Below are 22,356 nucleotides of genomic sequence, written 5' to 3'. Positions count from 1 at the left end.
ATGTGAATTTGAGAGGTGAGATACCCAAAGTCACGATGTAATACCCGCCACTGAACCATTCACTCGCGAACGCGTGACGAGCGGAAATCTGTTCGTCGCGGTAGTGGAATAGTGCGTCACTCGGTTCAACGACTCAAGGGTCGCCATTCTAGCCGTGATCGTCGGGTGAGTAGATTAGCCGGGACGTGAGAGGACGCTGAGTCCGAACGTCATTTCAATTGAAACACTGTTCGGCGATCAAGAAACGCACGCTCGTGTGCGGTCTGGTGGGGGTAGGCAGCCGCCACCGTTTCGAGAATCGCGGTCCCTATTTCAGGCGTCGCGACAGTTGGACCACTGTGCACGCCTTCTGTGGTCACCTGAAATACGTTGGTTAGAGGGTGAGCAGAAGAGGCAAGACACTCGACTCAGCAGCGATCGCGGTTTCATTGACAGGGGCTGGATCGATCGATATCAGTAGCGCGGTTTCAAATGCACTGGCGCGGGCGGTTTATTCCTCGTAGTCGATATCTGCCCGTGGGAGAGTGTGGTTGAGGAAATTGACGTACCGATCGAAATCCGCAAACGGGATCACCGCAGCTATATCGATCTCACGGGTACGTTCAGGTACTACGTGGGGATCGGTGCGAATTTTCCGCCGTGTGAGGACAGGTAGACGACATACCCGAATTCGCTGCCAGCAAAAAGTCGGACGCTATTGCGGACCACGTAGAGAAACGTCTCAAGCGATAGCGACACCGTCCCTGGAAACGAACGATGACCGTGACATGACCGAGACGGATTGCAGGGACAATGACCGCATCACAAGATGGTCTGTCAGACGACTACCGAATTCGGTTCCGATCACCGCGATCATGCAAGCGACGGTTTTTAGTAATACAAAACTCCAGGGAGCGATGTGAATGAGACGTGATCCACGATGGAAACACTGACCCGGACTCAATTCCAGTCAACATGGCACGCGATATTACACTCATACGAGTGTAATTGGAAGCGATCCAAACCAGCATGCAACCGAACTGCTCGAGTTTCGGACTGTGGATCGACTAGTCTTTCACATGTGGATATTGGAGGTCAAACTCCACGACGGCCGTCTCTCATACGATTTTCAGGCGCTGGACGATGATACTCAATTGTTTAGTTATACAAAAAACGGTGAGCGCTGGGCCCGTTCAAACTGTCGACTGCTGAGCGAAACGGCAACCAGCACGCGGTTTCGCCTATCACCCCCGTAGAATGGCGCTAGTGCGAGGAAGAGGTTGCCCATCGAAGCCCGCCGTTCTCGGTCACCAGACGGGACCGACAAATCCGTTACAATCCGATAGATGCGATCACTGTCGGTCCAAGCAGGACCAATACAGGGGTGTAATCGGAGTGGACAGATGACCCGGCAGGCCCACAAAAGTCAGAGTGAACGATACGCAAGACCGATCGAACGGGAGCACGAGATTTCTCGCACGGTCCCACCCGGTGACCGATCAGATCCAGAACCGCGTGCAGGCGTACGAACAGCGGATTAAATAGACGAGTGGATACAGTATTTTCGGTCGGTAACCGAGAAAACAGGACGAACGAGCGACGTGGAAACGTGGCGACGGCAGCACTATGCTCGGGTACGGAAGGCGTGCTATACGAGCATACCATCCACCGATTACAGCGTAATCCCCCTCTAGTAGACAGTGAAAGTCACTGCACCGCCCGCTCACGGATTTGCGGCCAGCCTGTGCTCGCTGGCCGCAGCACTGCGAGCAGTGAGTAAATCGGTTCAATGACTATAAGATGCGTATTATCACCAGTTGGATAGGGAGGCGGTTAACACCGTATTTTGTACCGCTCGGTAGGCTTTCGCCACGTATTTAGTAATATAAAACTCAACAAGCTGTCTTTCCGGACAGATCTGTCTATGGACAGCCACTGAATACTGTATCAAGCGGCGGTGTCCCCGGCGTACGCAGCCTCAACGTATTCGTAACAATAAAATAGGTCGATCGCAAATCGAGCGTTATGGTTCGAATATCAAATACTAGTGTTTGTGATCGGCAATGAGTATTGCACGAACGAACCGACTCTGGCAAACAGTAGGAACAAAAGTACTCGAGGCACCCCATATAGGACCCGGGACAGAGGTCGCGGTGGTTCGAAGCGAACCAGCGGACCCGGTCGTCTCGGAGATCATCGCCGCAGCAGCACGGGAATCGGGCGCGTCGGTGACGATACATCAATATCCCTCGTTCGAGGAATGGCGGGAGGACCTCAGGCTTCCTGCCCCGATCGAACAGGCGATTCGAAACTGCGACGTCCTCATTTCCCATCCGTACCTCTCCGCAGCCCAGTTCCAGTGGAGTAAATCGGTCTTCGGTGCAATGATGGACCGAAACGTTTCGCACATGTCGTTCAGTCCATCGGCCGACGTTCTCGCGGGTCCGGTTCTCGAGTGGCCCCACGAACTCGCCGTGACGGTCGCCGGGACCATCTCAGAACGGATGTTCGGGAACGACTGCGAGATTCACGTCACGGACGACCGGGGAACTGACTTACATCTGATCGGTGCCGGTGAGGCGACTCACCCGGACAAACCCTCCCTTCTGCAAGCGGCACAACCCCATTTCGGGCCAGACGAGTCCCCCTGGGGAGAGCTGTTGCGGATATTCCCGACGGGAGAAGTCGGATGGCACCCATTCGATAGCGCAACGGGGACGTTCGTCGTCGACGCTCTCGATGGGTATGGTGTCCTCGACGAATCAGTGACGTGGCAAATCGACGACGGGGCGCTCGTCGAAGTCACTGGCGGAAGGGTCGCGGATCACTTCGAGGCCGCTCTCGACAGTCACGCGAAAGAGGGGACGCGTAAGATGATCGCCGAGGCCTCGTTCGGGTTCAACCCGAACTGTACGTGGGATTCAGATCGTCGGGGAACTGCAGGCTTGCTCCCGATGGCCGGTACGTTCCACATCGCGACCGGTATCTCGACGAACAAGGCCGTCCCTGTCGACGCAAACCCAACCCACGTCGACGCGTTGAACCGAGGCCCCACCGTCACTGTCGACGGTGAGACGATCATGGAAGACGGGACGCTCTACCTTCTCGATGAGGTTCGGAACGACCCAACGGTACGAGAGGTCGCGGCGGAGTACGGCGATCCGGACACCTTGCTCAGCCCTGGCACGACAGACTGGTGACAATACATGACACGACAAACACTTTCCAAGAAACTCGACGACAGACTCGCCGCAGTCTGTGAAACAGAGGACGGACAGGCTGCGCTCAAAACGAACCCGCTCGATCAGGATTTCGTTTTCGCCCTCGAGGACGATGAACCCATTACGGTTTGCCTTCGGGCACACGAATCGTCGCTCGACGTCGTGCTTGCTGACGACGACACTCACCCTGTCGCCCCAGGCTATAACAAAACATCGACACCGGAGTACGAGACGACCACGATTTTCCTCTCGAGCGCACAACTGCAGGAGTTGCTGGATGGCACCTTCCTGTCCGAGTTGTATCTCGAGGGGGATATCGAAGTGCGAGGATTACAGCCCGCCTGGCTCCTTCTGGGGTACTTATTCGGAATCAACCACGATCTTCGATAGAGAGAACGGGAGTCAGTATCAGCGAACACCATGCTAGAAACGGTTGCCGGAATTAGAACGGGAAATCGAGCGCGGCAGTGAACCCGACCCCCCGGGGACCGGCAGGATATTTTCGAGAGTTGTTCGGAGGCATCTCGGCAGGCCGTTCCAACGGGTACGGCGAGGCGACGATACTGTGATCCGCAAACTGACTCATTTAGCCCTCCTAAACACTATAGTGTTCGACTGCAAAGGACCGGTATGAAAACGGCCAAGAACCCGGTCCAGGCGGTTGCGCTAACGACACATATCCTGCAGGCGTTAAAAGAGAAAGATGGAGCAGGTATCACCGAACTGGAAGACACGGTGGACCTTTCGAAAGGGGCGATTCACAACCACCTGACGACGCTTGAGGAAAACGGTTTCGTCGTCAAAAGCGATGGAATCTACGAACTGGGGCTACAATTTCTGATCTTTGGGGAATACGTACGGAATCACAACGACCTCTACGTCAACGGGAAGGAACCGACAGATGCGTTAGCCGACGAGACCGGTGAGTATGCACACCTTTCGACCGAACAACACGGGCAGGGCATCAAACTCTACAAGTCGAAAGGCGACCAGGCAGTGGGGACCAGATACCAGCAAACGAAACTACAGAAGCCCGAACATCTGCATCACACGGCGACCGGCAAAGCGATTCTCGCGTTTTTACCACAGGAAGAGGCCGACCAAATCATCGACCACTACGGCCTGCCAACGAGGACGGAAAACACGATCAGCACCCGTGCGGAACTGAACGAGGAACTCGAAACTATCGCACAACGAGGATTTGCCTGTAACGACGAGGAAGAAGTTGAGGGAATCCGCGCTGTCGGAGCGCCAGTTAGAGACCGTAATGATCGCGTGATCGGTGCGGTGAGCGTCTCTGCTCCGGTCCGGCGGATGCCGGACGTGCAGTTTTACGAAACGCTCCCGGAGAAGGTTATGAAAACGGCGAACGTCATTGAGGCGAACATCAACATGGCCAAAAAAAGTTCCGAGTTGCGCGATCGAATGTAGGGGTCTCGAGCAGTCGAGTACCGTTAGAGGGCGTCTTCTGTCGGCGGCGTCGTCTCGAGGAACGTGGCGGACCCGTCTTCGAATGTGACGGTGTCCCACCCCACGACGGAGATGTGGTCGGACGCGTCGTTATCGTCTAGCAAAGCCGGGGATACGCGAAACGATGTCAGAGAGGAAGTATCTTCGATCCAGGCAATTCGGGCTGTTTCCGGATCGTACGGTCCGATAGTCGAGACGGCAGCCGTCAGCGCGAGTTCGTCATCAGGCGCGACCAGCGGGATCTTGGCTTTCGACAGGGAGTTGCTCGTCAACGTGTTTGCGTATACCTGCTGAAGGTCGACGTCATCGATCACGCTTCGCCGTGTGATATCTGCAAGTCCGAGGCCGTTTCCGTTGCCGTGAGATCGTTCCGAGAGGTTCCGCAAATAAATACGTTTTATCTGTGGCGTCTCGGGTTCCGGTTCGTTTAAAATTTGATACCGGCCGATGACGTTCGTATCCATCCCGGATCCAGAAATGTCCTTTCCGAATCTATCGACGACCAGAACATCGAGTTCGTCGTACGGAAGGGTGGGCATCCACTCGTGTGCCTGTGTGAGCAGTTCCGGTTCGCGTTCGAGGAGGCGATTTGCCGATACCCCCTCGATGAGCCCCACTTCGTCTGCGAAATTCTCGACGATAGCGATGCCGCCCACGACTGGCGCTTCGCGTCGGATAATGTCGACTGCGTCTCTGATTACCGCCTCGTAGCCTTCGACCAGCGCGTTTGCGTGGGCCGTGTCGGCACCCTTCTGTTTTCCAAGACCAATAGTCAGCATCTTACAGAGGCCACTCTCGATGTCGCCCGTGAAGTTCGTATGCGCTTTCACGCGATTGACGACGAGACAGGCGTCTGCTTCCAGCGCAGCCTCCGAGAAGTGAACATCGAAATCCAGATCCCCACGGCCCAGAACCGCCGTGTCCATCCGTGCATCGATAGGACAGTCAAGCGTCTCCTCGGAGATCCCCAGTGCCGCAAGTGTCTCGCGCTGTCCCTCGGGTGTGGCCCCCCCATGACTTCCCATGGCGGGAACGACGACCGGGTCGAAGCCAGCATCCCGAACCGAATCGACGACCGAAGTAGCGATTTCGACGATGTCGTGGATGCCCCGTGACCCGATCCCAATCGCAACCGTTGCACCGTCTTGCAGGGTCGACAGCGGCAGTGACTCCACCGCTTTACGCGTCCGCTCAGTCGGATTCGAAAGAGACGGAGTCGGTGGGTCATACTGCACGCGAGCCAGCGGCGGCAACGTTACGTCTCCAACTATCGAATCAAATGATTCGGGCTCTGGGAATTCCATACGTATGGTGCTGTCTGATTCGGAGTTAATACTTTGGGAACGACTGATCGGCGATTCATAGTCGATCTCCCGCGAGCCGACCCGCGTCGAGTCTATGGACCCAAAACTATTTGTTGTCCGCCTCCATCTGCCGGAGATAGTATGCAGGCAGCGCCCGCAGACTCGTCAGTGCAACGGATAGGAACGACGACCAACGATTGTATCCGCGGTGGTGGATACTGATGCGAGATTACTCGAATCACGCGAACACGCGAACTCCAGAGCGGGACGTCGAAATTACCGACATCGAAACCTGCGTCGTTGAGGGGAACTTCGAGTGGAATCTGGTGAAAGTCCACACAGATGCGGGCGTCACCGGTATCGGGGAGTCGTATCGCGGTGGGGGCGTTACGGAAATTATGGAGTACATGAAGCGGTTTCTGATCGGCGAAAATCCCCTCGATGTCGAACGACTGTTTCGCCGCATGGTTCAAGAAATGTCTGGGCACGGCGGTACGACCGGTAAAGTGGTTACCGCAGCGTCTGGTATCGAGGTTGCTCTCTGGGACGCCACGGGAAAGATTCTCGGGTTACCGGTCTACCAACTTCTAGGCGGCAAGTACCGTGATGATATACGAATCTATGCGGATTGTCACGCTGGCGAAGCCTACGAGGTCGAAGACGGCTTTACGGAATACCACGACGAGGGGGCGTACAGTCCAGCGGCATACGCTCAGGAAGCCCAGCGAGTAAAAGAAATGGGCTTTTCGGCACTGAAATTCGATCTCGACATGCCCATCGACAACAGGCCGGACCCCTTCAACGGTCGTCTAAGCAACGAAGCTTTGGACAGAAAAGTTGAGATCGTCTCTGCTGTCCGCGAGGCGGTTGGTGACGACATTGACCTTGCTTTCGATTGTCACTGGGATTACTCACTCGACAGTGCGAAACGCCTCGCGCACGTGCTCGAGCCCTACGACCTGATGTGGCTCGAGGACGTCGTCCCGCCGGAGAACGAAGACGTCCAGCGTGAAGTGGCCCGTTCGACACAGACGCCACTTGCGACTGGCGAGAACCGATTTCGCGTTCACGAGTTCACAGACCTGATATACGAGTACGGCGTCGATATTCTCACACCAGACCCGATGACCTGTGGAGGTCTTGCAGAGTCGAAAGCCATCGCCAATCGCGCCGAGGAGAACTACATGGCCGTATCACCACACAACGTCTGTAGTCCGATAGGGACGATGGCCTGTGTTCATCTCGCAGCCAGTATCCCTAACTTCGACGTACTCGAGTATCACGCCCTGGAGGTCGACTGGTGGGACGACCTCGTCGCCCAGGAAGAACCGCTGATCCAGGACGGATACATCCAAGTTCCCGAAACACCCGGACTGGGGATCGAACTCGACGAGGACGTCGTCGACGATCATCTACTTGCAGGAAACTCCGGCTTTTCGGACGTCTGAACACGTTTCTGAGTGGCTACCTCTCTTTTTCTACTTTTCTTGATCCGCTCTTACAACAGCCGATCCCATATTCACCAGTTGGTTCAGCCATCCCGCTTCATCGTCCACCACATATGTAATTCAAATGGCTGATGTTTGAGAACACGACCCAAATTATAAATACCAACAATACAATCGCCCGGTATGGGTTCGACAACGACACTAGATCGTGTACAGAGTGATTTCACCACGACAGCCTGGGTGTTAATTCCCGTTGCTGTCGGCCTCAATCTCGTCGGACGGTTCATCGTCCAGACGCTTCGATTGCCATTATTTTTGGACTCATCGGGGACGATTCTGTTAGGAATCATCGCCGGACCGTGGGTCGCAGCTGTTGGCGGTGGACTTACGAGCATTATGATCGCAATTGGATTGAACCCGGGGTCGTTGCCGTTTATTTTCGTCCAAATTGCGTTCGGGATCGTAAGCGGGACGTTGGCCTACCGGGGCTGGTTCGTCATCGAAACGATGATTGATTACTGGAAACTAATCACCAGTGGTGTGATATTGGCGATCGTCTCCACCCTGATCAGTACGCCAATCGCCGTTTACCTATTCGGCGGGGTCACAGGTGCTCCAGCCGACGTCATGACGGGCGTTCTCCTCGCGTCGGGACAGGATCTGTTTCAGGCAGTGTTAGGTGGAAGGATTGTAATCGAACTGATCGACAAAACCGCCGCGATCATCGTCGCCTACTACGTCGCGGTAAACATTCCGAAGCGGTATCTCCCGAAGCGCGGGCGCGAAGCGCTCGGTGAATAAGGAACCCATAGTGCTGATTTTTTGCTGTGTGGTGGACCGAAGCTGAGTCGTGAGTACCGTAGTCTCCAGCACGACTACATAATGGTGATGCCGGTTCTACGACAGCCTCATTTTCAGCCGCCCGGTGGACGAGGAACAGCTGGTGAAACCCGAAAGCTCGGAGCGTTCGATCGAATGTACGTGAGGGGATCACTGATTTCCACCACGAGTCCTACGCAATTCGACGACCCTGAGAAACTGTTGCCCATTTCGTCGACATCAGTGCGGGGCGGCAGTCGAGTTCGATTCACTACGGGTGACTGGTGCCTTCGGCAACCGAAAACCGGATCAGAAAAAGAAAATGAATTTATACCAGGGACATCACTCTCCAGTCGATGCAAAAGGTATACTTTGCAGGCCCATTGTTCTGCCAAGCCGAACGAGAGTTCAACGCACGCGTCACGGCTATGCTCGAAGACGAGGGATACGACGTCTTTCTTCCGCAACGAGATAGTGGCGACATCGGTGAATTGAATCTCAAGGAACAGGAGGGATACGACTCCGACGAAGACGTCATGCAGTACATTTTCGAGGTCGACCGCGAGGGCGTGCTGGAAGCCGATCTCGTGACGACGGTTCTCGACGGCCGAGTCCCATCGGAGGGAACGGTGATCGAAGCCGCCATCGCACACGAACACGACATCCCCGTCATCGCGTTGAAAACTGGTAGAAGAGTGTTTGCAGAGGGCGAACCCTACAATGCTATGGTATGGGGAGTCATCGACGAAGAAGTCGAGTCGCCCGACGAATTGGTCGAAGCAGTTAACAGACGACTCTCCAACTAGGCGAGCAATCAGGTACGTCCCGAAACTGACGGACTTGTTACAGACGATTCTACCGAACACACCGGCGGCAAAATGACAGGGGCGCTCTGCAAATCGAGGGCAACCTGACACCACACACCATCCAAATCGGAACGACGTAAACGTCGGCAACGGGCCCGATTTTGCTCTTTTCGGGACACCCCAAGTCAGAATTTCACAAGACTTAATAGGCACAGTGTGTCTCCCATTTGCATGGCAGAGGATTACCAAATCTATGGGAAACCACTGGATTCCCTCATTACTGAATCGGAGGGCCAGGGGCATCTCCTGGAATATCAACCAGGAAATACGATTATTCACCGTCTCAATCCCATAACCAAACTGGTGCTGAGTCTTGGATTGATCGTCATCGCATTTTTGATGCCGGATTTCAAGGGCCCACTCGTTCTCGTATTACTCCTCTCACTCGTTGCAATAGTAACCGGTGTCTTTCGGTCGATTGCAAAGATACTGGCGTTTGCTGGGCTACCGCTTGCGCTTTCGTTACTCCTGATTCAGGGGCTGTTGTATCCGGGTAACGAAACTGCGTTCTTCGTGATCGGGTCGGTTCCACTCGTCGACCAGCTAACGTTTTACGAGGAGGGATTGCTGTTTGCGCTTCTATTTTTATTCCGTATCGCAACGCTGATGCTATCGTTGCTGCTAGTTATCGTTACGACACATCCGAAGCGAATGACGACCGCCCTCATGGACCGTGGAATGTCGAACAAGTTCGCATACGTATTCCTGGCGTCGCTTCAGTTGATCCCCGAGGTGCAAAATCGCGCTCGGTCGATCCTCGAGGCTCAACAGGCACGGGGGTTAGATACGAAAGCGAACATTCGCAAGCGATTGAAATCGGTCTTGGCGCTATTCACACCGTTGATGATCAGTATGTTGATTGCGACAGAGACGCGAGCGCTCGCGTTAGAGTCACGGGGGTTCACCCGGGATGGCGAACGATCAGCATTGATCGAGGTCCCGGACACCAGGACAGATAGTTTGCTCAGGGCCACGATGGTACTTGCCGTCATCGCTGTTGCCGTATGGAGGTTCCTCGTATGAGTTTGATTGAATACGACAACGTCAATTATTCATATCGATCACAGACGGACGAACAGGCAATCGAAGACGTCTCCCTCTCGATCGAAAAGGGTGAATTCGTCGGTATAACGGGTGCAGCCGATGCTGGCAAGTCGACGCTTGCGAGAATGATCCCGGGTTATATACCGAACTTTTTCGAAGGGGAATTCGAGGGGAACGTTACCGTCGATGGCGCAAACACTCGCGAGACGTCTATCGGAGACCTCTCGACCAAGGTCGGCATGCTGTTCGAAAACCCGTTCGATCAAATGACCGGTGCGAGTACGACGGTGTTCGAGGAGGTAGCGTTTGCACTGGAGAACCAGGGTATCGCTGTCCCTGAGATGGTAGAACGGGTGAAGTGGAGTCTGGAACTCGTGGGGATCGAAGATCTGTACCAGCGGAATCCAAATCAGCTTTCCGGCGGTCAGTCCCAGCGTGTCGCCCTGGCCTCGATTCTGGCATTACGACCGGATATTCTGATCCTCGATGAACCAACCTCTCAACTAGATCCCGAGGGGACAGAGAGCGTCTTCGAGGTCATCGGAAACCTCGACCGGGACGAGTTTACCATCGTGCTAGTCAGTCAAAAAGTCGAACGACTCGCGCCGCACATCGATCGCATGGTCGTCGTCGAGGACGGACAGATTGCCCACAACGGCGATCCAAAAGACGTACTGGCGACGCTCGCAACGCAAGACTCGAAGATATCGGTCCCCACTCAGATTTCGGTCGGGAAATGGCTTCGCGACAACGGGTTCGTCAGTACAGAGAAGCAACTTCCTGTCACGTACCAAGATGCACTTTCCGAACTCCAGGACGTGTATCGAGCGGAGGGGTTGTTGGCGTCCGACGACGCCACCCCAGAAATCAGTGCGTCGTCGGGAACCGAAGCCATATCCGATTCGGCCGAGGACTCACAGTTAACGCTCGATTCAGTCACCTACCGCTATTCTGACACTGTCGAGGCACTCACGGACATCTCAACTGAGTTCGATCACGGAGTCGTCTGTTTGATCGGTCAGAACGGTGCAGGGAAGACCACCTTTGCGAAGCATCTCAATGCACTATTGACACCGTCCGAGGGAACGGTAACCGTCAGAGGGAAAAACACACGGGATCACCGTGTCGCGGAGATGGCTAAGGATGTTGGCTTGAGCTTCCAAAACCCGAACGACCAACTGTTTCACGACTCTATCGACGAAGAAGTTCGGTACGGGCCGAAGAACATTGATCTCGACGCCGATACGATGGACGAAAACGTCGATGATGCCATCGACCGGTTGAACCTGAACGATGTTCGAGAACGAAATCCCTACGATATCGGTCAAGCGAGGCGAAAACACGTTGCCGTCGCATCCGTACTGGCGATGGATTCGCCGATTTTCGTCCTCGACGAACCGACTGGTGGGCAGGACGCAGACGGGGCCGAACTGTTAGGTTCCCTCATTGAGGAGATGGCCGACGCTGGAAAACTGATTATCGTCATCACGCACGACGTGGATTTCGCAGCCAGACACTCGGATCGAGTGATCGCCCTCCGACAGGGTGAACTCCTTCTCGATGGCCCCCCTGAAGAGGTTTTCAACCAGCCCGAAGAGCTGCAGAAGACGAACGTGGATTTGCCGACGGTAACACAGCTCTCGCTCGAGTTAGGCCACGATACGACTGTTTTGACCATCGACGAACTGCTCGACAAACTCCGACGAGACCTCGACGTTCCGGTTACACCTACGTAACGCTTCGATCGAGTACTCGAGTTTTTGAGTTCAGATACTACTGAGACCGGGCGGTCGACTGGACTAACGGAAAACGTGCGATCGGTCGGCAGACAGATCGATCGGTGCGAATTCGGAACCTATTTTTCCCTTGGCTGTGACGAGAAGATCATGAACCTGCCGAGTTATGACTTCAGTGATCAGGTCGTGCTAGTCACCGGAGCAGCCAGAGGGATGGGTCGAAGCCATGCTGTCAAATTCGCAGAACATGGTGCGGATATCGTAGCGCTCGACCTATATGAGGACACTGACAATTTAGAGACGCACAGGGCCAACAGCGACGATCTTGACGAGATGCTTTCTAGCGTCGAGGAAACCGGCGCAGATGTACTGCCAGTCAAGACGGATGTAACGGACGAATCCGATGTCGAAGAGGCAATCGAGGCCGCTATCGACGAATTTGGACGGATTGACGTACTCGTGAACAACGCAGGTATCGGGGATTTCGGGCTTCTGACAGAGGTCAGCGAAGAGGAGTGGGACGCCGTGTTAGATGTGAACCTCAAGGGCGTCTGGCTCTGTTCCAAACACGTTGGCAAGTACTTCATGGAGCGAAACGAGGGTGGAAAGATCGTTTCGACGTCGTCGACGACCGGTATCGTGGGCCAACACGGAATGGGTCATTACAGCGCAAGTAAGCACGGTGTGATCGGGTTGACCAAGTCGCTAGCACTCGAGTTGGCCGAATATGACGTCAACGTCAACTGCGTCCTTCCGACAGGAACCAATACCCCAGGTGTAGAAGAAACCAGCAGGGTTTACGGCAGTGAATACGTCGAAAAAGCGGCCGAGCTATCGGGGCCGTGGAATATATTCGGCACTGGCGCGATTGAACCGGAGCAGGTGAGCGAGGCGTTCCTCTGGTTGGCGAGCGATGCCGCTCGGTACGTCACTGGTGCGGCTCTCCCCGTCGACGCGGGCTTTACAATCAAGTAACCTGTTCCAGTGTGTGCCAAACTGAACCGTACCAGTCTTCAATTCCAGCTGTTTGGGCAGGAGGCCTCGCAGGCTTCCAACACCGTTGGAATGGCATCGGTGGGTGACTACTGCGTTGCTGTGAATCCGGCGTCGACAGGAACGGCTGGACCGGTAACGCACCGTGTGGCGGCGCTTGCAAGCCAGAGGGCTGCCTGCCCTCCGTCGTCAGAACCCAACCCGGTCCAGAGATGTTTCAGGCGGCGGAGAATCCACAGAAGTAGGCGAGGAATTCGATGCTGAATACGTCTGCTGGCGCTTCGACGTCGAGTGTATTCGCGGCCGTCGAATAGACGCAATTGACAGGCAGTCGTACTCGGACGTATCGGATGCCGTCTCTACTGCCGCCTCGACTTCGTTTTCATCGGAAACGTTCGAACGCTACGGTAGGCACAAGCGGCGTACTCGCGGATTCCGACAACCGTCTGCCTGGGATCAGCTTTCGTTCCGAGTTCGACGGGGAAACCAGCAGGCCCAGCGTATACATCGACGGCGACGGTGCCTGCATCGAACTCTGCACCCCAGAAGGCATGGTTGCGCCAGAGACCCCTTGCAGCACCGATCAAAACCCCTGAGTCACTGAAACCGAGGTAGAGGGTATTCATGCGGGAACGACGGCACTATGCGAAAAAGCTCCGAATAAAGACGGTCGATTCACCTATCGTACCAGTACCACGCGGGGTGTGTTGGACATCGTCGCCTTTGTCCGTCGAACGTGACGCCGGTACAGAAGTACGACAGAGGGTGACCGGCAAATAGCGGTTTCCTGTATCCCCATCCGCGCCAGCGGCAGGAACGGGCTTTCCTCACCCACAGAGACGCGCAACTGGTAGCAAATTACCGTGGTGGCTCGGACCACTCGTTGCCGTTGTCCTGTGGCTCGTATCCGAGAACCTCACGCGCGTGCTCGATATCGAACCAGCGACCGTCGTTGTCGCTGACCCCGTTGAAGATGTCGAATTCGACGGTATCATCCTCGAGACAGCATTCGATCAACTGTGCGAGATCGCGCCGCGAGTGCCACATCGCTTTCATTCGATCAACCATTTCGTCATACTTTTCGCTTCCACGCTCCCACTTTCCGTTGTCGACACCGTGTTCGGCGTCACCGTAGGGGTGGTCGTACTCCTGGTGACGGACGCTGCAGATGCGAAGCGCGTAAAAGCGTTCAGGGTACTCGAAGTTCTCGACGTAGAATCTACCGATAGCCTCGTCAAACGCCTTCGAAGATCCGTAATACGAGTCCGGCCGCACAGGTGAGGTATGGTCGACGGTCAGGTCGAAGTCGGGGTCGTAGATGTCCGGCGCGTTGTCGACCTCGTACATACCGACGACGTGATTCGTCGACCCGAAGATGAACGACTCGACACCAGCGTCACGTGCGGCTTCAAGTGTGTTGTACATCCCGATGATATTGCTTTTGAGAACTTCTTCCCACGTTCCATCCGGTTCGGGATACCCCGCAAGGTGGATAACAGCATCCTGTCCGTCGAAGGCCGGACGGATTGCCTCGTAGTCGTTGACGTCGGCGACGACCGTCTCGTATGCATCGCGGTCAGATCTGTTCAGGTACGAAAATTCGTATTCGTCGTGGTCTGCTATGTGGTCGATAATCGCGTGCCCAACACGACCGAAAGCACCAGTCATCAGGACGTCTGTAGTCATTGGTACAGAGAAAAATACTCGCGATTGTATATAAAGCGTTGCCATCGGCTGGAACGGATTCAACGATGACGAAAACGCGTTCGTATTCGGTGAAACGATGGGGATATAAGGAATCCGTCCATGTGATACGCTATGAGCGTTCACGTGGAATTGACCTACTACGGCCTCTCGTCGTTCGAAGTGTGCGTCGACGGCACTCGACTATTATTCGATCCGTGGATCACGGACCCACCGTGGCAAACCCCGGATATCGACGCGTTTGACGACGTCGAGTACATTTTCGTCACCCACGGTGCCAGTGATCACCTCGGCGACACCTTCGAGATAGCATCTCGGTCTGGCGCGACCGTCATCACCGAACCCGCGGTCGTCGAACATCTCGTGGGCTTGGGGCTGACTGAAGATGCCGTTGAACGCGTAATCTGGGGCAACCGATTCGAACTCGAGGGGTACGAGGTACGAGCCATGGAAACCAGACACCTGTCGTACTTCGAATCTTCCGTGGGAAATCGGTCGGGGATGGCGATTGGCTTTTACCTCGATTTTGGCCCGACAAGCCTCTACTACGTCGGCGATACATCGCTTTTCAGTGATCTTGAACTATTCGTTGATCAATACGAACCCGACCTCGTCCTGCTACCCGTCGGCAGCGCACCAGGCGCTCATCCGCCATTGCCCCCGGATGACGCTGCAGTGGCCGCGAACTGGTTCGACGGCGTCGATATCCTGCCGGTTCATTACATTCCAGGAAGCGACGAACTAGACGTGTTCCGAGACGAATATGCGCGACTCTCGGGAACGAAGCCCCGGAATCTTCTGAAACTGTCCGCAGGCGAGACTCAGACGCTTACCGACTACTCACAGTCGTAATCTTCTCGCCGAGTTCAGACTGGAGTGGGTCCAACAGATAGATCGTCGTGGCGCTGCTGAAATTCGGCGCACAGACGGAGAAAGTAACTGGTTCCAGTGGCGCATGTGTCTCAAGAATGATATTTCGTTGATTGCACGAGCAGTGATCCGAAACCGGTGAGAATCATACATACTGTTCCAGCGATCAGTAAAGAGAATTATTGGAGTCCCCGATTTTCAAGTTGTCCTATGTGTATTCAGTCCGGTGATTTCGACCCAATTTTAAGCCAGGCGTTGAGGTGACGGGAAACGTAGCGGCATCTGCACCGATTTTCTTTCGATGGACGCTGAGAAATCGTCAGGAAATAAAACAAATAATGTCGCTTACTATACGACGTGGTTAATTCATTCGTTTCGTCAGTAACTAGTTTAGCACCTCTGCTGGTGTTTGACCGTTGAGTGACTGGTGTGGTCGCTGTGTGTTATAATAGTGTCTGAACTGTTCAAGCCACTCTCTGATGCTAGCCCGACTGCCGACCCACGGGTTATGGAAACGGTCGACCCGCATTTTGAGGGTGTGAATCCACTGTTCGATCAGGTTTCTCTCGACGTAGTCGAGTTGGCCACTCAACCCAAATCGAGCGAGGGCAGTCAGATAGCCCCAGCCATCGACGAGAAACACAGCTTCGGAGAGATCGTGTTTCTCAGTCAATCTATGAACGAATGCTGCGACTGGATCAGTCCCTCTCCGCCGAAGACTGCGACATCGAGAATCAACGTGAGTCGGTTGCGAATGCATTATTTGACCAAAACCAGTTTCCATTGGTCTTGACAGCTGTCTCATCAATGGCGACCTGCGACAGCGAAGCCGTTGCTAGGCACTATTATCAAAATTATTATTTATATAGTTGCTGTTCTATATTGCCGATAATTTGCAATATCGAGTGGCTCAAAAGACGATCCTGCTAATGCAATCTTCGGTTGACAAAGCACCAATTCAGCCGATATACTTCTTCATCATGTAACAGAGGGCCACAACCGCTCTAAGTATGTTTCTGGCTGGTGTTTACGACAATCTGACTTCCAATTTCCGATACGGAATGAAGACACAACTCGGTTTTGTCGAACAAAACTGATCGAAAAATGGATGTATACCCCGGCAATCTGCAGTGGTCACTTCCTAATTTGTGGATGGGAATCGGGCGAAAACCAGAAGAAAAGTTTACATTTTATACACTGCTATAACACATAGAAATCTCATTAGTCACTTTCCGGATATACAAAGCCAATGGTGCTATCTTTCTTCGAGGAGAGAATTCCCCGCCGTTTCCGGCGGGGAGGATGTCACACTACCCTGCGCTCACGACGATAACACGGTGTAGTAAACGATATTCGTACTGTCCTTTTTGTGTCGTCATCTGGGGCACAGAATTGCGTCTAATAGCCAAAACTATAGTACTCATTAGAATTTTCTTCCCAATCCATACTGGCTCATCCAATGGATCACCGCACCGAGGTACCCGTCGAAGAACTTCAAAGCGCACACGCCAATATTGAGGCGAATAACCCAACACAACGACTGTTAGCAGCAATTACGTGCCAAAATAGTGCCACGCAGACCGGCCTTGTGAAGTGGCACGACACAGGCTGACGAACAATCAGTAGATTGTTCATTCGACTCGACACTGACGAGTCGGTTGAACAAGCCGTTACTGATGGTGACCGAACCTGGAAAGAGCGAAAACGCTCAGAAACACAGCATGCGAGGTTCAAGAAGATCGTCCACGGACCACCGAGGAAGGACTGCATCGAAGTGCCAGCGTGGACGACGGCACTGATCTAGCAGTACCTCGAAGAAACGCACAGTGGCAAGTGTTCGCTCCCAAGTTGCCGCCGGTTACTGAAAGAAGCGGGATTGAGTTATCAAAAACGGTGTCTTCGAGCCGAAGAAGACGAACCAGCCGAATTCTCTGATGAACGCAAACAATGCACCAGAGGATAGATGCCACAGTAGTAAGTATCAATCACGCCAAGAAATTCGTCCAATTTCTTGGCCGTTCAGGTCAAGTCCCGTGCCGTGTGGTTTCCGTGCTCACGCACCGATCCGTCGAACTCTCGGGAAACGTGACTGAACAAGTTTGGTGAGCGCTATCTCCGTAGACGGTGACCGCATTTTCGTTCACTTCGAAGAATATGCCACGAGTCCTGGAGACAATTGGAGTCACATCTCAGCGACCGATTCTTCGACTCCCTCGAGGTAGCAATCACAGCGATCAGGACTCCCCCTGATCATTTCAGTACCAAAAGTGGGCAGTTATTTCTAATCACCACTATAGGTGCATGCAGCAAACCCCGAATTGTCTCAGCCCGCGGACGTAGCGTATCCCGGTGGAACGACTGTTCCGTTCATATTATTCAGCCATCGATGATCGAGTTCATGCACAACGCGAATTCGATCCAGAGACAGGTTCTGCAACCTCACCAGCAGACACCTACCCCGGATGACTGGATCTTCCGTGGTCGCGGTTGCTCGTGATTGCCGAACCAGTCGATGGCTCGTTACGATTGCTGGCTGCTTGCGGTAAAGTTTTCGACGTTTCAGTGAAACGTGATCTAAGCCGCAGACTGGTGGTCACGAACGACAACAACGGTATCTGAATCTCTGCACTTGCCGAGTGAATGACACGACGGGGCCCGCTCGTAACCACCCCGTTAGCAGATTTTCGCTCACTTTGCACTGTCTCACGAAGCAGTTGCAACTGCTTCTGGGCGGTAAAAAGTAGTAGATTCGGGAGTTATACAACCCCGATACGGATGTATGTAAAACGGGTGTCGTACGCTGTTGCTCAGATGACGCGATTCTGCAGGTAGTCGAGGTGCTTGGCGTTGTAAACGATTTTGACCTCGTCGGTCTCTGCCGATCCGATGCAAGTGAGGCGGACGTTTTTCTCTTCGACTTCCTCATCCGAGAGGATTTGCTGCATGTCCATCTGGATTTCGCCTTCTTTGATGATCGCCGCACAGTTCGCACAGGCCCCTGCACGACAGGAGAACGGCCAGTCGTAGCCCTGCGCTTCGGCCGCCTCGAGGATGTATTCGCCCTCGGCGACCTCGAGCGTGCCGTAATCCTCCTCGTCGAGGCCAGCGTCGGCGGCCTCGTCGAAGAGATCATCGTCGTCCATGTCCCAGCCCTGATCATCCAGTACTTCGTAATTGAGGTATTCTACCGTGGGCATCACTCACCGATTCGAGTCCCGTACTGGTATAGCTTGCTGTTCAGTCCTACATTGTCTTTGAGTCAGAATTGACAATTTCGAAGGGAAGAATGGGCAGTATCGTTACAAGATCGAACGTCGAACGGGAGAGAAAAAAGATACGTCCAGACATATTCGCCGACCATCGTGTTAGTTGCCGGGTTCGACACCTCACGTCGTCGGCGACATCTCCCGGCTGTGAAGCGACTTCGTCTCCCACACACCTCATCCAGTTGTCGTTTTCGTCGTCCCGCCGACTCGATCAGAGACGTGGTTCTCGGCACAGGTGTCGGGTAGCGAAAGGACCGTCTCTCGCGAACCTGGACGAGGGCGGTCAGTCAGGTGCATCGTGAAGGAGCTCGTCGATTTCCGGCCACCGTCGTCATCTCAGATCGGCACGAGCAGACAGAACACGTACGCCAGTCCGGCCGACGCAGACGGGCCGATGATCCAGAACGCGCTGAACCGAGCAACCGCCCCGGGCCGCCCAAGTCGTCCGCATCGACGACCTCTTCGGGTTCTTCTTCGCCGATATTGAGAACTTCTTCGGCCGGTTCCTGTGTGAGGGTGAGGACGTTCATCGATAACTCGAGTTGTTCCTCGCTGCGTGCGAGGCCGGTAATCGTCGCTGTGTGACTTGCGCGCCTCCAGCCCAGGCCGACGATGGCCATCACCGTCGCCATCACGGGATGATCGGAAACCCCATCGAAGAGAGGAAGGTGGTGATCGACGCGGCGGTGACGGCGACGATAAGCGCTGCCAGCAGCGGGAGTTCAGTGAGATCGTTGCCGACCGCTTTCATCGTCCGGCGAGCGATCGTAAACCCGCCGAGGCTGATCGCGAGTGGCTGATCCCGATGCCGAGATCGGTGCCGTCGTAGCCCGCACTCGCCTGAAGCGGAAAGATTTCGGGTGGACGATGTCGCCACCCATCGTCTCGATGACGTTGCGCCCGACGCTCCAGCCCCCTACGAAGACGTAAATCGACATGAGCGCCGCGGCCGCGGTCTTGCCGATGGCACCCGCACCGACGGCCGGCTCCCTGGCAATTCCCGTGGACGACCCACCGATGTTGAAGCCCACGAAAACAGCCACGACGAGCCCGAGAACGAGAATCGCGGAAACCATACCGAACACCATTCCGTCTTCCAGAAAAGACGTTTCGGAGCGATGAGAGGAATATCATCGGGTGTGACAGGTGTTGCGACGGGAGTCGGGCAGTCCGTGGCTCGATCCGGGACTACTGTCGCGGCTGGTCAGAACCCGAAGATGGGCACGAATCGGAAGGTGAGGTACGCGCCGACGGTCGAAAGGGCTGGGACCACGTTTTGCATGAGAATGACTCGAGCCGTCGTCGACGGGTCAAACAGGTCAGCAGCCCGAGGGATGTCCTCGGGTTCCTCCTCGCCGATCTTGGGCGACCGTTCGCCCTCCTCTTCGGCGGTCAGCGCTCCGACCGAGACGGGGGTTCTCTCGCCAGCCCGAACGTCGGAAAGTGTCGTCGTACGGGTTGCTCGTCCCCAGCCCAGTCCGACGATGCTCATCGTCGCGATGACGACGAAACTCGCGGGGATGCCGATCCACGAAAGCGTGACGACGATTCCCGAACTGATGACTGCGACGACGATCGCCGCGGTCAACGGCAAATTCGTGATGTCGCTCCCGAGCGTATCGAGGGTTCGGCGGGCGATCGTAAAGCAACCGACCGCAACCGCCACCGAACCGATCACAATCAGCGTCGTCATATCGACGTCGCCGGTGCCGTAGATCGGTGCGATCGCGTTCGCGATGTTGCTCGTTCCCGAGGCAAAGCCCATTAGGCAGCCGATACCGACGACGACCAACGCACCCGTGATCTCGCGTCGGTTGGCGCCAGCGCCGAATTGAAGTCGCGGCGCGATACCCGAGCGATCGAGGGTGACCATCGGTCGCCCCTCCCGGTTCCCTTCGATGGCAACCCAGGCGTTGATCCGCGGATAGAAGTACCTCCCGACGACGCCGGCAACCCAGAAGCCAACGATCGGTGCGACGACCCACCAGACAACGATCTCGCCGAGGATGTCCCAGTTGAGTTCACCAGTCGCAAACCCGAGCGCGGCGATCGCACCGACGGCGGTCATCGACGTCGAAGCGGGGACGCCGGCGTAGTTACCGACGAACAACGCGCCGCCGATGAAGAACAACACGGCTACGTTCGCCCGCAACGTAAAAACCGAGGTGTCCGCGACGAGTTCATTTCCCAGCGTGTCGACGACCTGCGGGCCGATCGTGTAGGCACCGAGAAAGAAGAAGATCGACATCAGTCCGGCAGCCAGTACCTTCGTGATCACGTTCGCCCCGACGGCCGGTCCGAATGCGGGGCCGGTCGTCGAGCCACCGATATTGTACCCGACGAAGATCGCCGTGATGATTCCTACGATAAGCAGTACTTCCGGCACGTCCAGAAATCACGCGATCCGACCGTAAAAAAACGACTATCCGCGGCCGTACCAGTGGGCCGTCAGCCAGTCGTGAACCGATCGCCACTCGTCGGCTGCGACCCGCTCGAGGCCCGCCCGACGGCCGACGTGTGCGCTCCCCGCGCGGACTGGATTCGAGCACCTCGAGACGAGCGGAGCTGGAGGCACTCGCCGCCGTCCCCGCGATCCCAAAGGATTTCATCGAGTCGGACCGTGTGTTAGGACAGTATGTTGCTACGCGTACCCACGGTTCGGTCGGACGACAGTCCGAGACCCGGATGCATTCACTCGGGATCGAAGCACGCGCTGATCGCTGCGGACTCGGACGTTATTCGGCGATGAGACCGGCGCGCGTCGACGCGCTCATCGACCTCGCGTACGGCGGATTGATCCTCATCTCGATCGCGCTGATCGCGACGCTCGATATTCGGGTCGGCCTGACGTTCGGGCTTGGCGTCTTCGCGTCGTATATCCTCCACGTCGTCTGGAAGATGGCGCGGTTCGATCCCGACTGGATGACGTCGACCGTACAGGAAACCGTCGAGCGGTCGGTCGAGGAGACCGTCGAGCAAACCGTAAGCGACACCGTCGAAGAGACGGTCGATCAGACGGTCGGTGAAACCGTCGAGGAGACGGTTGGCGAGCAACTGGAAGAGGTACAGGCGAAGGTCGAATCCGTCGACGACCGCGTCGACCGCCGCCCTCGAGAGGACGAAGTCGAGGAGATCATCGAGGAGTCGGTCGAGGACGAATCGAAGACCTAGGGACTGGGACGTCAGCGGACGATGGTCACCGGAACCGGTGCCCGTTTCGACACCGTCTCGGCTACGTTTCCGACCAGGAATCGGCGTGTCGCACGGCCCCAATCCTCGCCGTGACTGCCGAGGATGACCGCATCGTACGCTTCGGCACGGTCGATGATGTTTCGAGCCGGATGCCCGATGCCGACGATCGTTTCGATTTCGCGGTCGCGTTCGTCGGCGATCATGCGAGCGCGCTCGAAGACCCCCGCGGCGCGCTCCTCGGCAGCGGCGTCGAGGTCGCCCTCGAGCGAGAGACCCACCGCGTCCCCCATCAACATCGACGGGACGCCGACGACGTTGAGGACGGTGATCTCGGCATCGGGATTGTTCTCGAGCGCGTACTCAAGGGCGTGGCCGGCGTGTTCGGAGTCGTCCATCGGAACCAGAATGTCCGAGAGCATACGCCGGCCTAGGGCGGCCAGTGAT

General features: G+C 55.6%; 20 protein-coding genes and 3 pseudogenes. 12 read left to right on the top strand and 11 right to left on the bottom strand.

Translation table 11 applies throughout. From position 1 onward, the window contains the following. Positions 1 to 609: 609 nt before the first annotated feature. Positions 610 to 759, bottom strand: a pseudogene (locus HYG82_RS44660) (creatininase family protein); the annotation flags it as partial. 1,283 nt (positions 760 to 2,042) lie between these two features. On the opposite strand from HYG82_RS44660, the gene HYG82_RS34610 reads away from it, so the two are divergent. From HYG82_RS34610 to HYG82_RS34600, 3 genes are all read left to right on the top strand, one after another. Continuing rightward, positions 2,043 to 3,179, top strand: coding sequence for a 2,5-dihydroxypyridine 5,6-dioxygenase NicX family protein (locus HYG82_RS34610; protein ID WP_179261759.1), 1,137 nt, complete (start codon positions 2,043 to 2,045; stop codon positions 3,177 to 3,179). A gap of 6 nt (positions 3,180 to 3,185) precedes the next feature. After that, positions 3,186 to 3,590, top strand: coding sequence for a hypothetical protein (locus HYG82_RS34605; RefSeq protein WP_179261757.1), 405 nt, complete (start codon positions 3,186 to 3,188; stop codon positions 3,588 to 3,590). A 240-nt stretch (positions 3,591 to 3,830) separates the two neighbouring features. Continuing rightward, the gene (locus HYG82_RS34600) at positions 3,831 to 4,631 is read left to right on the top strand and encodes an IclR family transcriptional regulator (RefSeq protein WP_179261755.1); all 801 of its coding nucleotides are present in this window, start codon (positions 3,831 to 3,833) and stop codon (positions 4,629 to 4,631) included. Positions 4,632 to 4,654: 23 nt separating this feature from the next. Here the strand turns inward: HYG82_RS34600 and HYG82_RS34595 are convergent, their stop codons facing one another. After that, positions 4,655 to 5,974 carry a nickel pincer cofactor-dependent isomerase, group 22 gene (locus HYG82_RS34595; RefSeq protein WP_179261753.1) on the bottom strand — a complete coding sequence of 440 codons (1,320 nt, stop codon included), beginning with the start codon at positions 5,972 to 5,974 and terminating at the stop codon, positions 4,655 to 4,657. A gap of 221 nt (positions 5,975 to 6,195) precedes the next feature. Here HYG82_RS34595 and HYG82_RS34590 point away from each other — a divergent pair, with 221 nt between their 5' ends. The 6 genes from HYG82_RS34590 (at position 6,196) to HYG82_RS34565 (ending at position 12,862) form a co-directional block, all read left to right on the top strand. Next, complete coding sequence (locus HYG82_RS34590; RefSeq protein WP_179261751.1) at positions 6,196 to 7,422, top strand: mandelate racemase/muconate lactonizing enzyme family protein; 1,227 nt, start codon at positions 6,196 to 6,198, stop codon at positions 7,420 to 7,422. Positions 7,423 to 7,605: 183 nt separating this feature from the next. Continuing rightward, complete coding sequence (locus HYG82_RS34585) at positions 7,606 to 8,223, top strand: ECF transporter S component (protein WP_179261749.1); 618 nt, start codon at positions 7,606 to 7,608, stop codon at positions 8,221 to 8,223. A gap of 374 nt (positions 8,224 to 8,597) precedes the next feature. Beyond that, positions 8,598 to 9,047, top strand: a complete 450-nt coding sequence (locus tag HYG82_RS34580; RefSeq protein WP_179261747.1) for a nucleoside 2-deoxyribosyltransferase — start codon at positions 8,598 to 8,600, stop codon at positions 9,045 to 9,047. Between the two features lie 231 nt (positions 9,048 to 9,278). Beyond that, a complete protein-coding gene (locus HYG82_RS34575; protein ID WP_179261745.1) occupies positions 9,279 to 10,130 on the top strand; it encodes an energy-coupling factor transporter transmembrane component T family protein in 852 nt (283 codons plus the stop codon). Then, complete coding sequence (locus HYG82_RS34570) at positions 10,127 to 11,887, top strand: ABC transporter ATP-binding protein (protein ID WP_179261743.1); 1,761 nt, start codon at positions 10,127 to 10,129, stop codon at positions 11,885 to 11,887. The genes HYG82_RS34575 and HYG82_RS34570 overlap by 4 nt, the downstream gene beginning before the upstream one ends. 150 nt (positions 11,888 to 12,037) lie before the next feature. Then, on the top strand, positions 12,038 to 12,862 hold the full coding sequence (locus tag HYG82_RS34565) for a mycofactocin-coupled SDR family oxidoreductase (RefSeq protein ID WP_235217700.1): 825 nt from the start codon (positions 12,038 to 12,040) through the stop codon (positions 12,860 to 12,862). A gap of 377 nt (positions 12,863 to 13,239) precedes the next feature. On the opposite strand, the gene HYG82_RS34560 is transcribed toward HYG82_RS34565, so the two are convergent. Together HYG82_RS34560 and HYG82_RS34555 are read right to left on the bottom strand one after the other, a co-directional pair. Further along, on the bottom strand, positions 13,240 to 13,506 hold the full coding sequence (locus HYG82_RS34560; RefSeq protein WP_179261741.1) for a hypothetical protein: 267 nt from the start codon (positions 13,504 to 13,506) through the stop codon (positions 13,240 to 13,242). A gap of 232 nt (positions 13,507 to 13,738) precedes the next feature. Next, complete coding sequence (locus HYG82_RS34555; RefSeq protein WP_235217699.1) at positions 13,739 to 14,566, bottom strand: NAD-dependent epimerase/dehydratase family protein; 828 nt, start codon at positions 14,564 to 14,566, stop codon at positions 13,739 to 13,741. A 132-nt stretch (positions 14,567 to 14,698) separates the two neighbouring features. Here HYG82_RS34555 and HYG82_RS34550 point away from each other — a divergent pair, with 132 nt between their 5' ends. Next, positions 14,699 to 15,436, top strand: coding sequence for an MBL fold metallo-hydrolase (locus HYG82_RS34550; protein WP_179261739.1), 738 nt, complete (start codon positions 14,699 to 14,701; stop codon positions 15,434 to 15,436). Positions 15,437 to 15,839: 403 nt separating this feature from the next. Here the strand turns inward: HYG82_RS34550 and HYG82_RS34545 are convergent. Further along, a pseudogene (locus HYG82_RS34545) lies at positions 15,840 to 16,284 on the bottom strand (integrase core domain-containing protein); the annotation flags it as partial. A gap of 629 nt (positions 16,285 to 16,913) precedes the next feature. Between HYG82_RS34545 and HYG82_RS44655 the strand changes: the two are divergent. Further along, a pseudogene (locus HYG82_RS44655) lies at positions 16,914 to 17,739 on the top strand (winged helix-turn-helix domain-containing protein). A 522-nt stretch (positions 17,740 to 18,261) separates the two neighbouring features. Here the strand turns inward: HYG82_RS44655 and fer are convergent. The 5 genes from fer to HYG82_RS34525 form a co-directional block, all read right to left on the bottom strand. Then, a complete protein-coding gene (gene fer, locus HYG82_RS34540; protein ID WP_179261737.1) occupies positions 18,262 to 18,651 on the bottom strand; it encodes a ferredoxin Fer in 390 nt (129 codons plus the stop codon). 356 nt (positions 18,652 to 19,007) lie between these two features. Next, positions 19,008 to 19,340 carry a hypothetical protein gene (locus tag HYG82_RS44500; protein ID WP_343233058.1) on the bottom strand — a complete coding sequence of 111 codons (333 nt, stop codon included), beginning with the start codon at positions 19,338 to 19,340 and terminating at the stop codon, positions 19,008 to 19,010. A gap of 102 nt (positions 19,341 to 19,442) precedes the next feature. Then, positions 19,443 to 19,796, bottom strand: a complete 354-nt coding sequence (locus HYG82_RS44495; RefSeq protein ID WP_343233057.1) for an inorganic phosphate transporter — start codon at positions 19,794 to 19,796, stop codon at positions 19,443 to 19,445. A gap of 128 nt (positions 19,797 to 19,924) precedes the next feature. Beyond that, complete coding sequence (locus tag HYG82_RS34530; RefSeq protein ID WP_179261735.1) at positions 19,925 to 21,106, bottom strand: inorganic phosphate transporter; 1,182 nt, start codon at positions 21,104 to 21,106, stop codon at positions 19,925 to 19,927. Between the two features lie 36 nt (positions 21,107 to 21,142). Next, positions 21,143 to 21,295 carry a hypothetical protein gene (locus HYG82_RS34525; RefSeq protein WP_179261734.1) on the bottom strand — a complete coding sequence of 51 codons (153 nt, stop codon included), beginning with the start codon at positions 21,293 to 21,295 and terminating at the stop codon, positions 21,143 to 21,145. Between the two features lie 170 nt (positions 21,296 to 21,465). Between HYG82_RS34525 and HYG82_RS34520 the strand changes: the two genes are divergently transcribed. Next, complete coding sequence (locus tag HYG82_RS34520) at positions 21,466 to 21,891, top strand: hypothetical protein (RefSeq protein WP_179261732.1); 426 nt, start codon at positions 21,466 to 21,468, stop codon at positions 21,889 to 21,891. Between the two features lie 11 nt (positions 21,892 to 21,902). On the opposite strand, the gene HYG82_RS34515 is transcribed toward HYG82_RS34520, so the two are convergent. After that, positions 21,903 to 22,331 (bottom strand): universal stress protein, encoded by a 429-nt coding sequence (locus tag HYG82_RS34515; protein ID WP_179261730.1) that lies wholly within the window; start codon positions 22,329 to 22,331, stop codon positions 21,903 to 21,905. Positions 22,332 to 22,356: the final 25 nt, after the last annotated feature.

Origin of the sequence: Natrinema halophilum (assembly GCF_013402815.2) — an archaeon.
GTDB classification, from domain to species: domain Archaea; phylum Halobacteriota; class Halobacteria; order Halobacteriales; family Natrialbaceae; genus Natrinema; species Natrinema halophilum.
Note: the sequence above shows the minus strand (reverse complement) of the source record. Positions and strands in the feature narration are given on the sequence as shown.

Bases quoted from the DNA above. Each gene is read 5' to 3' on its own strand.
- HYG82_RS34610 (WP_179261759.1), top strand. From the start codon at position 2,043: ATGAGTATTGCACGAACGAACCGACTCTGGCAAACAGTAGGAACAAAA.
- HYG82_RS34605 (WP_179261757.1), top strand. From the start codon at position 3,186: ATGACACGACAAACACTTTCCAAGAAACTCGACGACAGACTCGCCGCA.
- HYG82_RS34600 (WP_179261755.1), top strand. From the start codon at position 3,831: ATGAAAACGGCCAAGAACCCGGTCCAGGCGGTTGCGCTAACGACACAT.
- HYG82_RS34595 (WP_179261753.1), bottom strand. From the start codon at position 5,974: ATGGAATTCCCAGAGCCCGAATCATTTGATTCGATAGTTGGAGACGTA.
- HYG82_RS34590 (WP_179261751.1), top strand. From the start codon at position 6,196: ATGCGAGATTACTCGAATCACGCGAACACGCGAACTCCAGAGCGGGAC.
- HYG82_RS34585 (WP_179261749.1), top strand. From the start codon at position 7,606: ATGGGTTCGACAACGACACTAGATCGTGTACAGAGTGATTTCACCACG.
- HYG82_RS34580 (WP_179261747.1), top strand. From the start codon at position 8,598: ATGCAAAAGGTATACTTTGCAGGCCCATTGTTCTGCCAAGCCGAACGA.
- HYG82_RS34575 (WP_179261745.1), top strand. From the start codon at position 9,279: ATGGCAGAGGATTACCAAATCTATGGGAAACCACTGGATTCCCTCATT.
- HYG82_RS34570 (WP_179261743.1), top strand. From the start codon at position 10,127: ATGAGTTTGATTGAATACGACAACGTCAATTATTCATATCGATCACAG.
- HYG82_RS34565 (WP_235217700.1), top strand. From the start codon at position 12,038: ATGAACCTGCCGAGTTATGACTTCAGTGATCAGGTCGTGCTAGTCACC.
- HYG82_RS34560 (WP_179261741.1), bottom strand. From the start codon at position 13,506: ATGAATACCCTCTACCTCGGTTTCAGTGACTCAGGGGTTTTGATCGGT.
- HYG82_RS34555 (WP_235217699.1), bottom strand. From the start codon at position 14,566: ATGACTACAGACGTCCTGATGACTGGTGCTTTCGGTCGTGTTGGGCAC.
- HYG82_RS34550 (WP_179261739.1), top strand. From the start codon at position 14,699: ATGAGCGTTCACGTGGAATTGACCTACTACGGCCTCTCGTCGTTCGAA.
- fer (WP_179261737.1), bottom strand. From the start codon at position 18,651: ATGCCCACGGTAGAATACCTCAATTACGAAGTACTGGATGATCAGGGC.
- HYG82_RS44500 (WP_343233058.1), bottom strand. From the start codon at position 19,340: ATGGCCATCGTCGGCCTGGGCTGGAGGCGCGCAAGTCACACAGCGACG.
- HYG82_RS44495 (WP_343233057.1), bottom strand. From the start codon at position 19,796: ATGGTTTCCGCGATTCTCGTTCTCGGGCTCGTCGTGGCTGTTTTCGTG.
- HYG82_RS34520 (WP_179261732.1), top strand. From the start codon at position 21,466: ATGAGACCGGCGCGCGTCGACGCGCTCATCGACCTCGCGTACGGCGGA.
- HYG82_RS34515 (WP_179261730.1), bottom strand. From the start codon at position 22,331: ATGCTCTCGGACATTCTGGTTCCGATGGACGACTCCGAACACGCCGGC.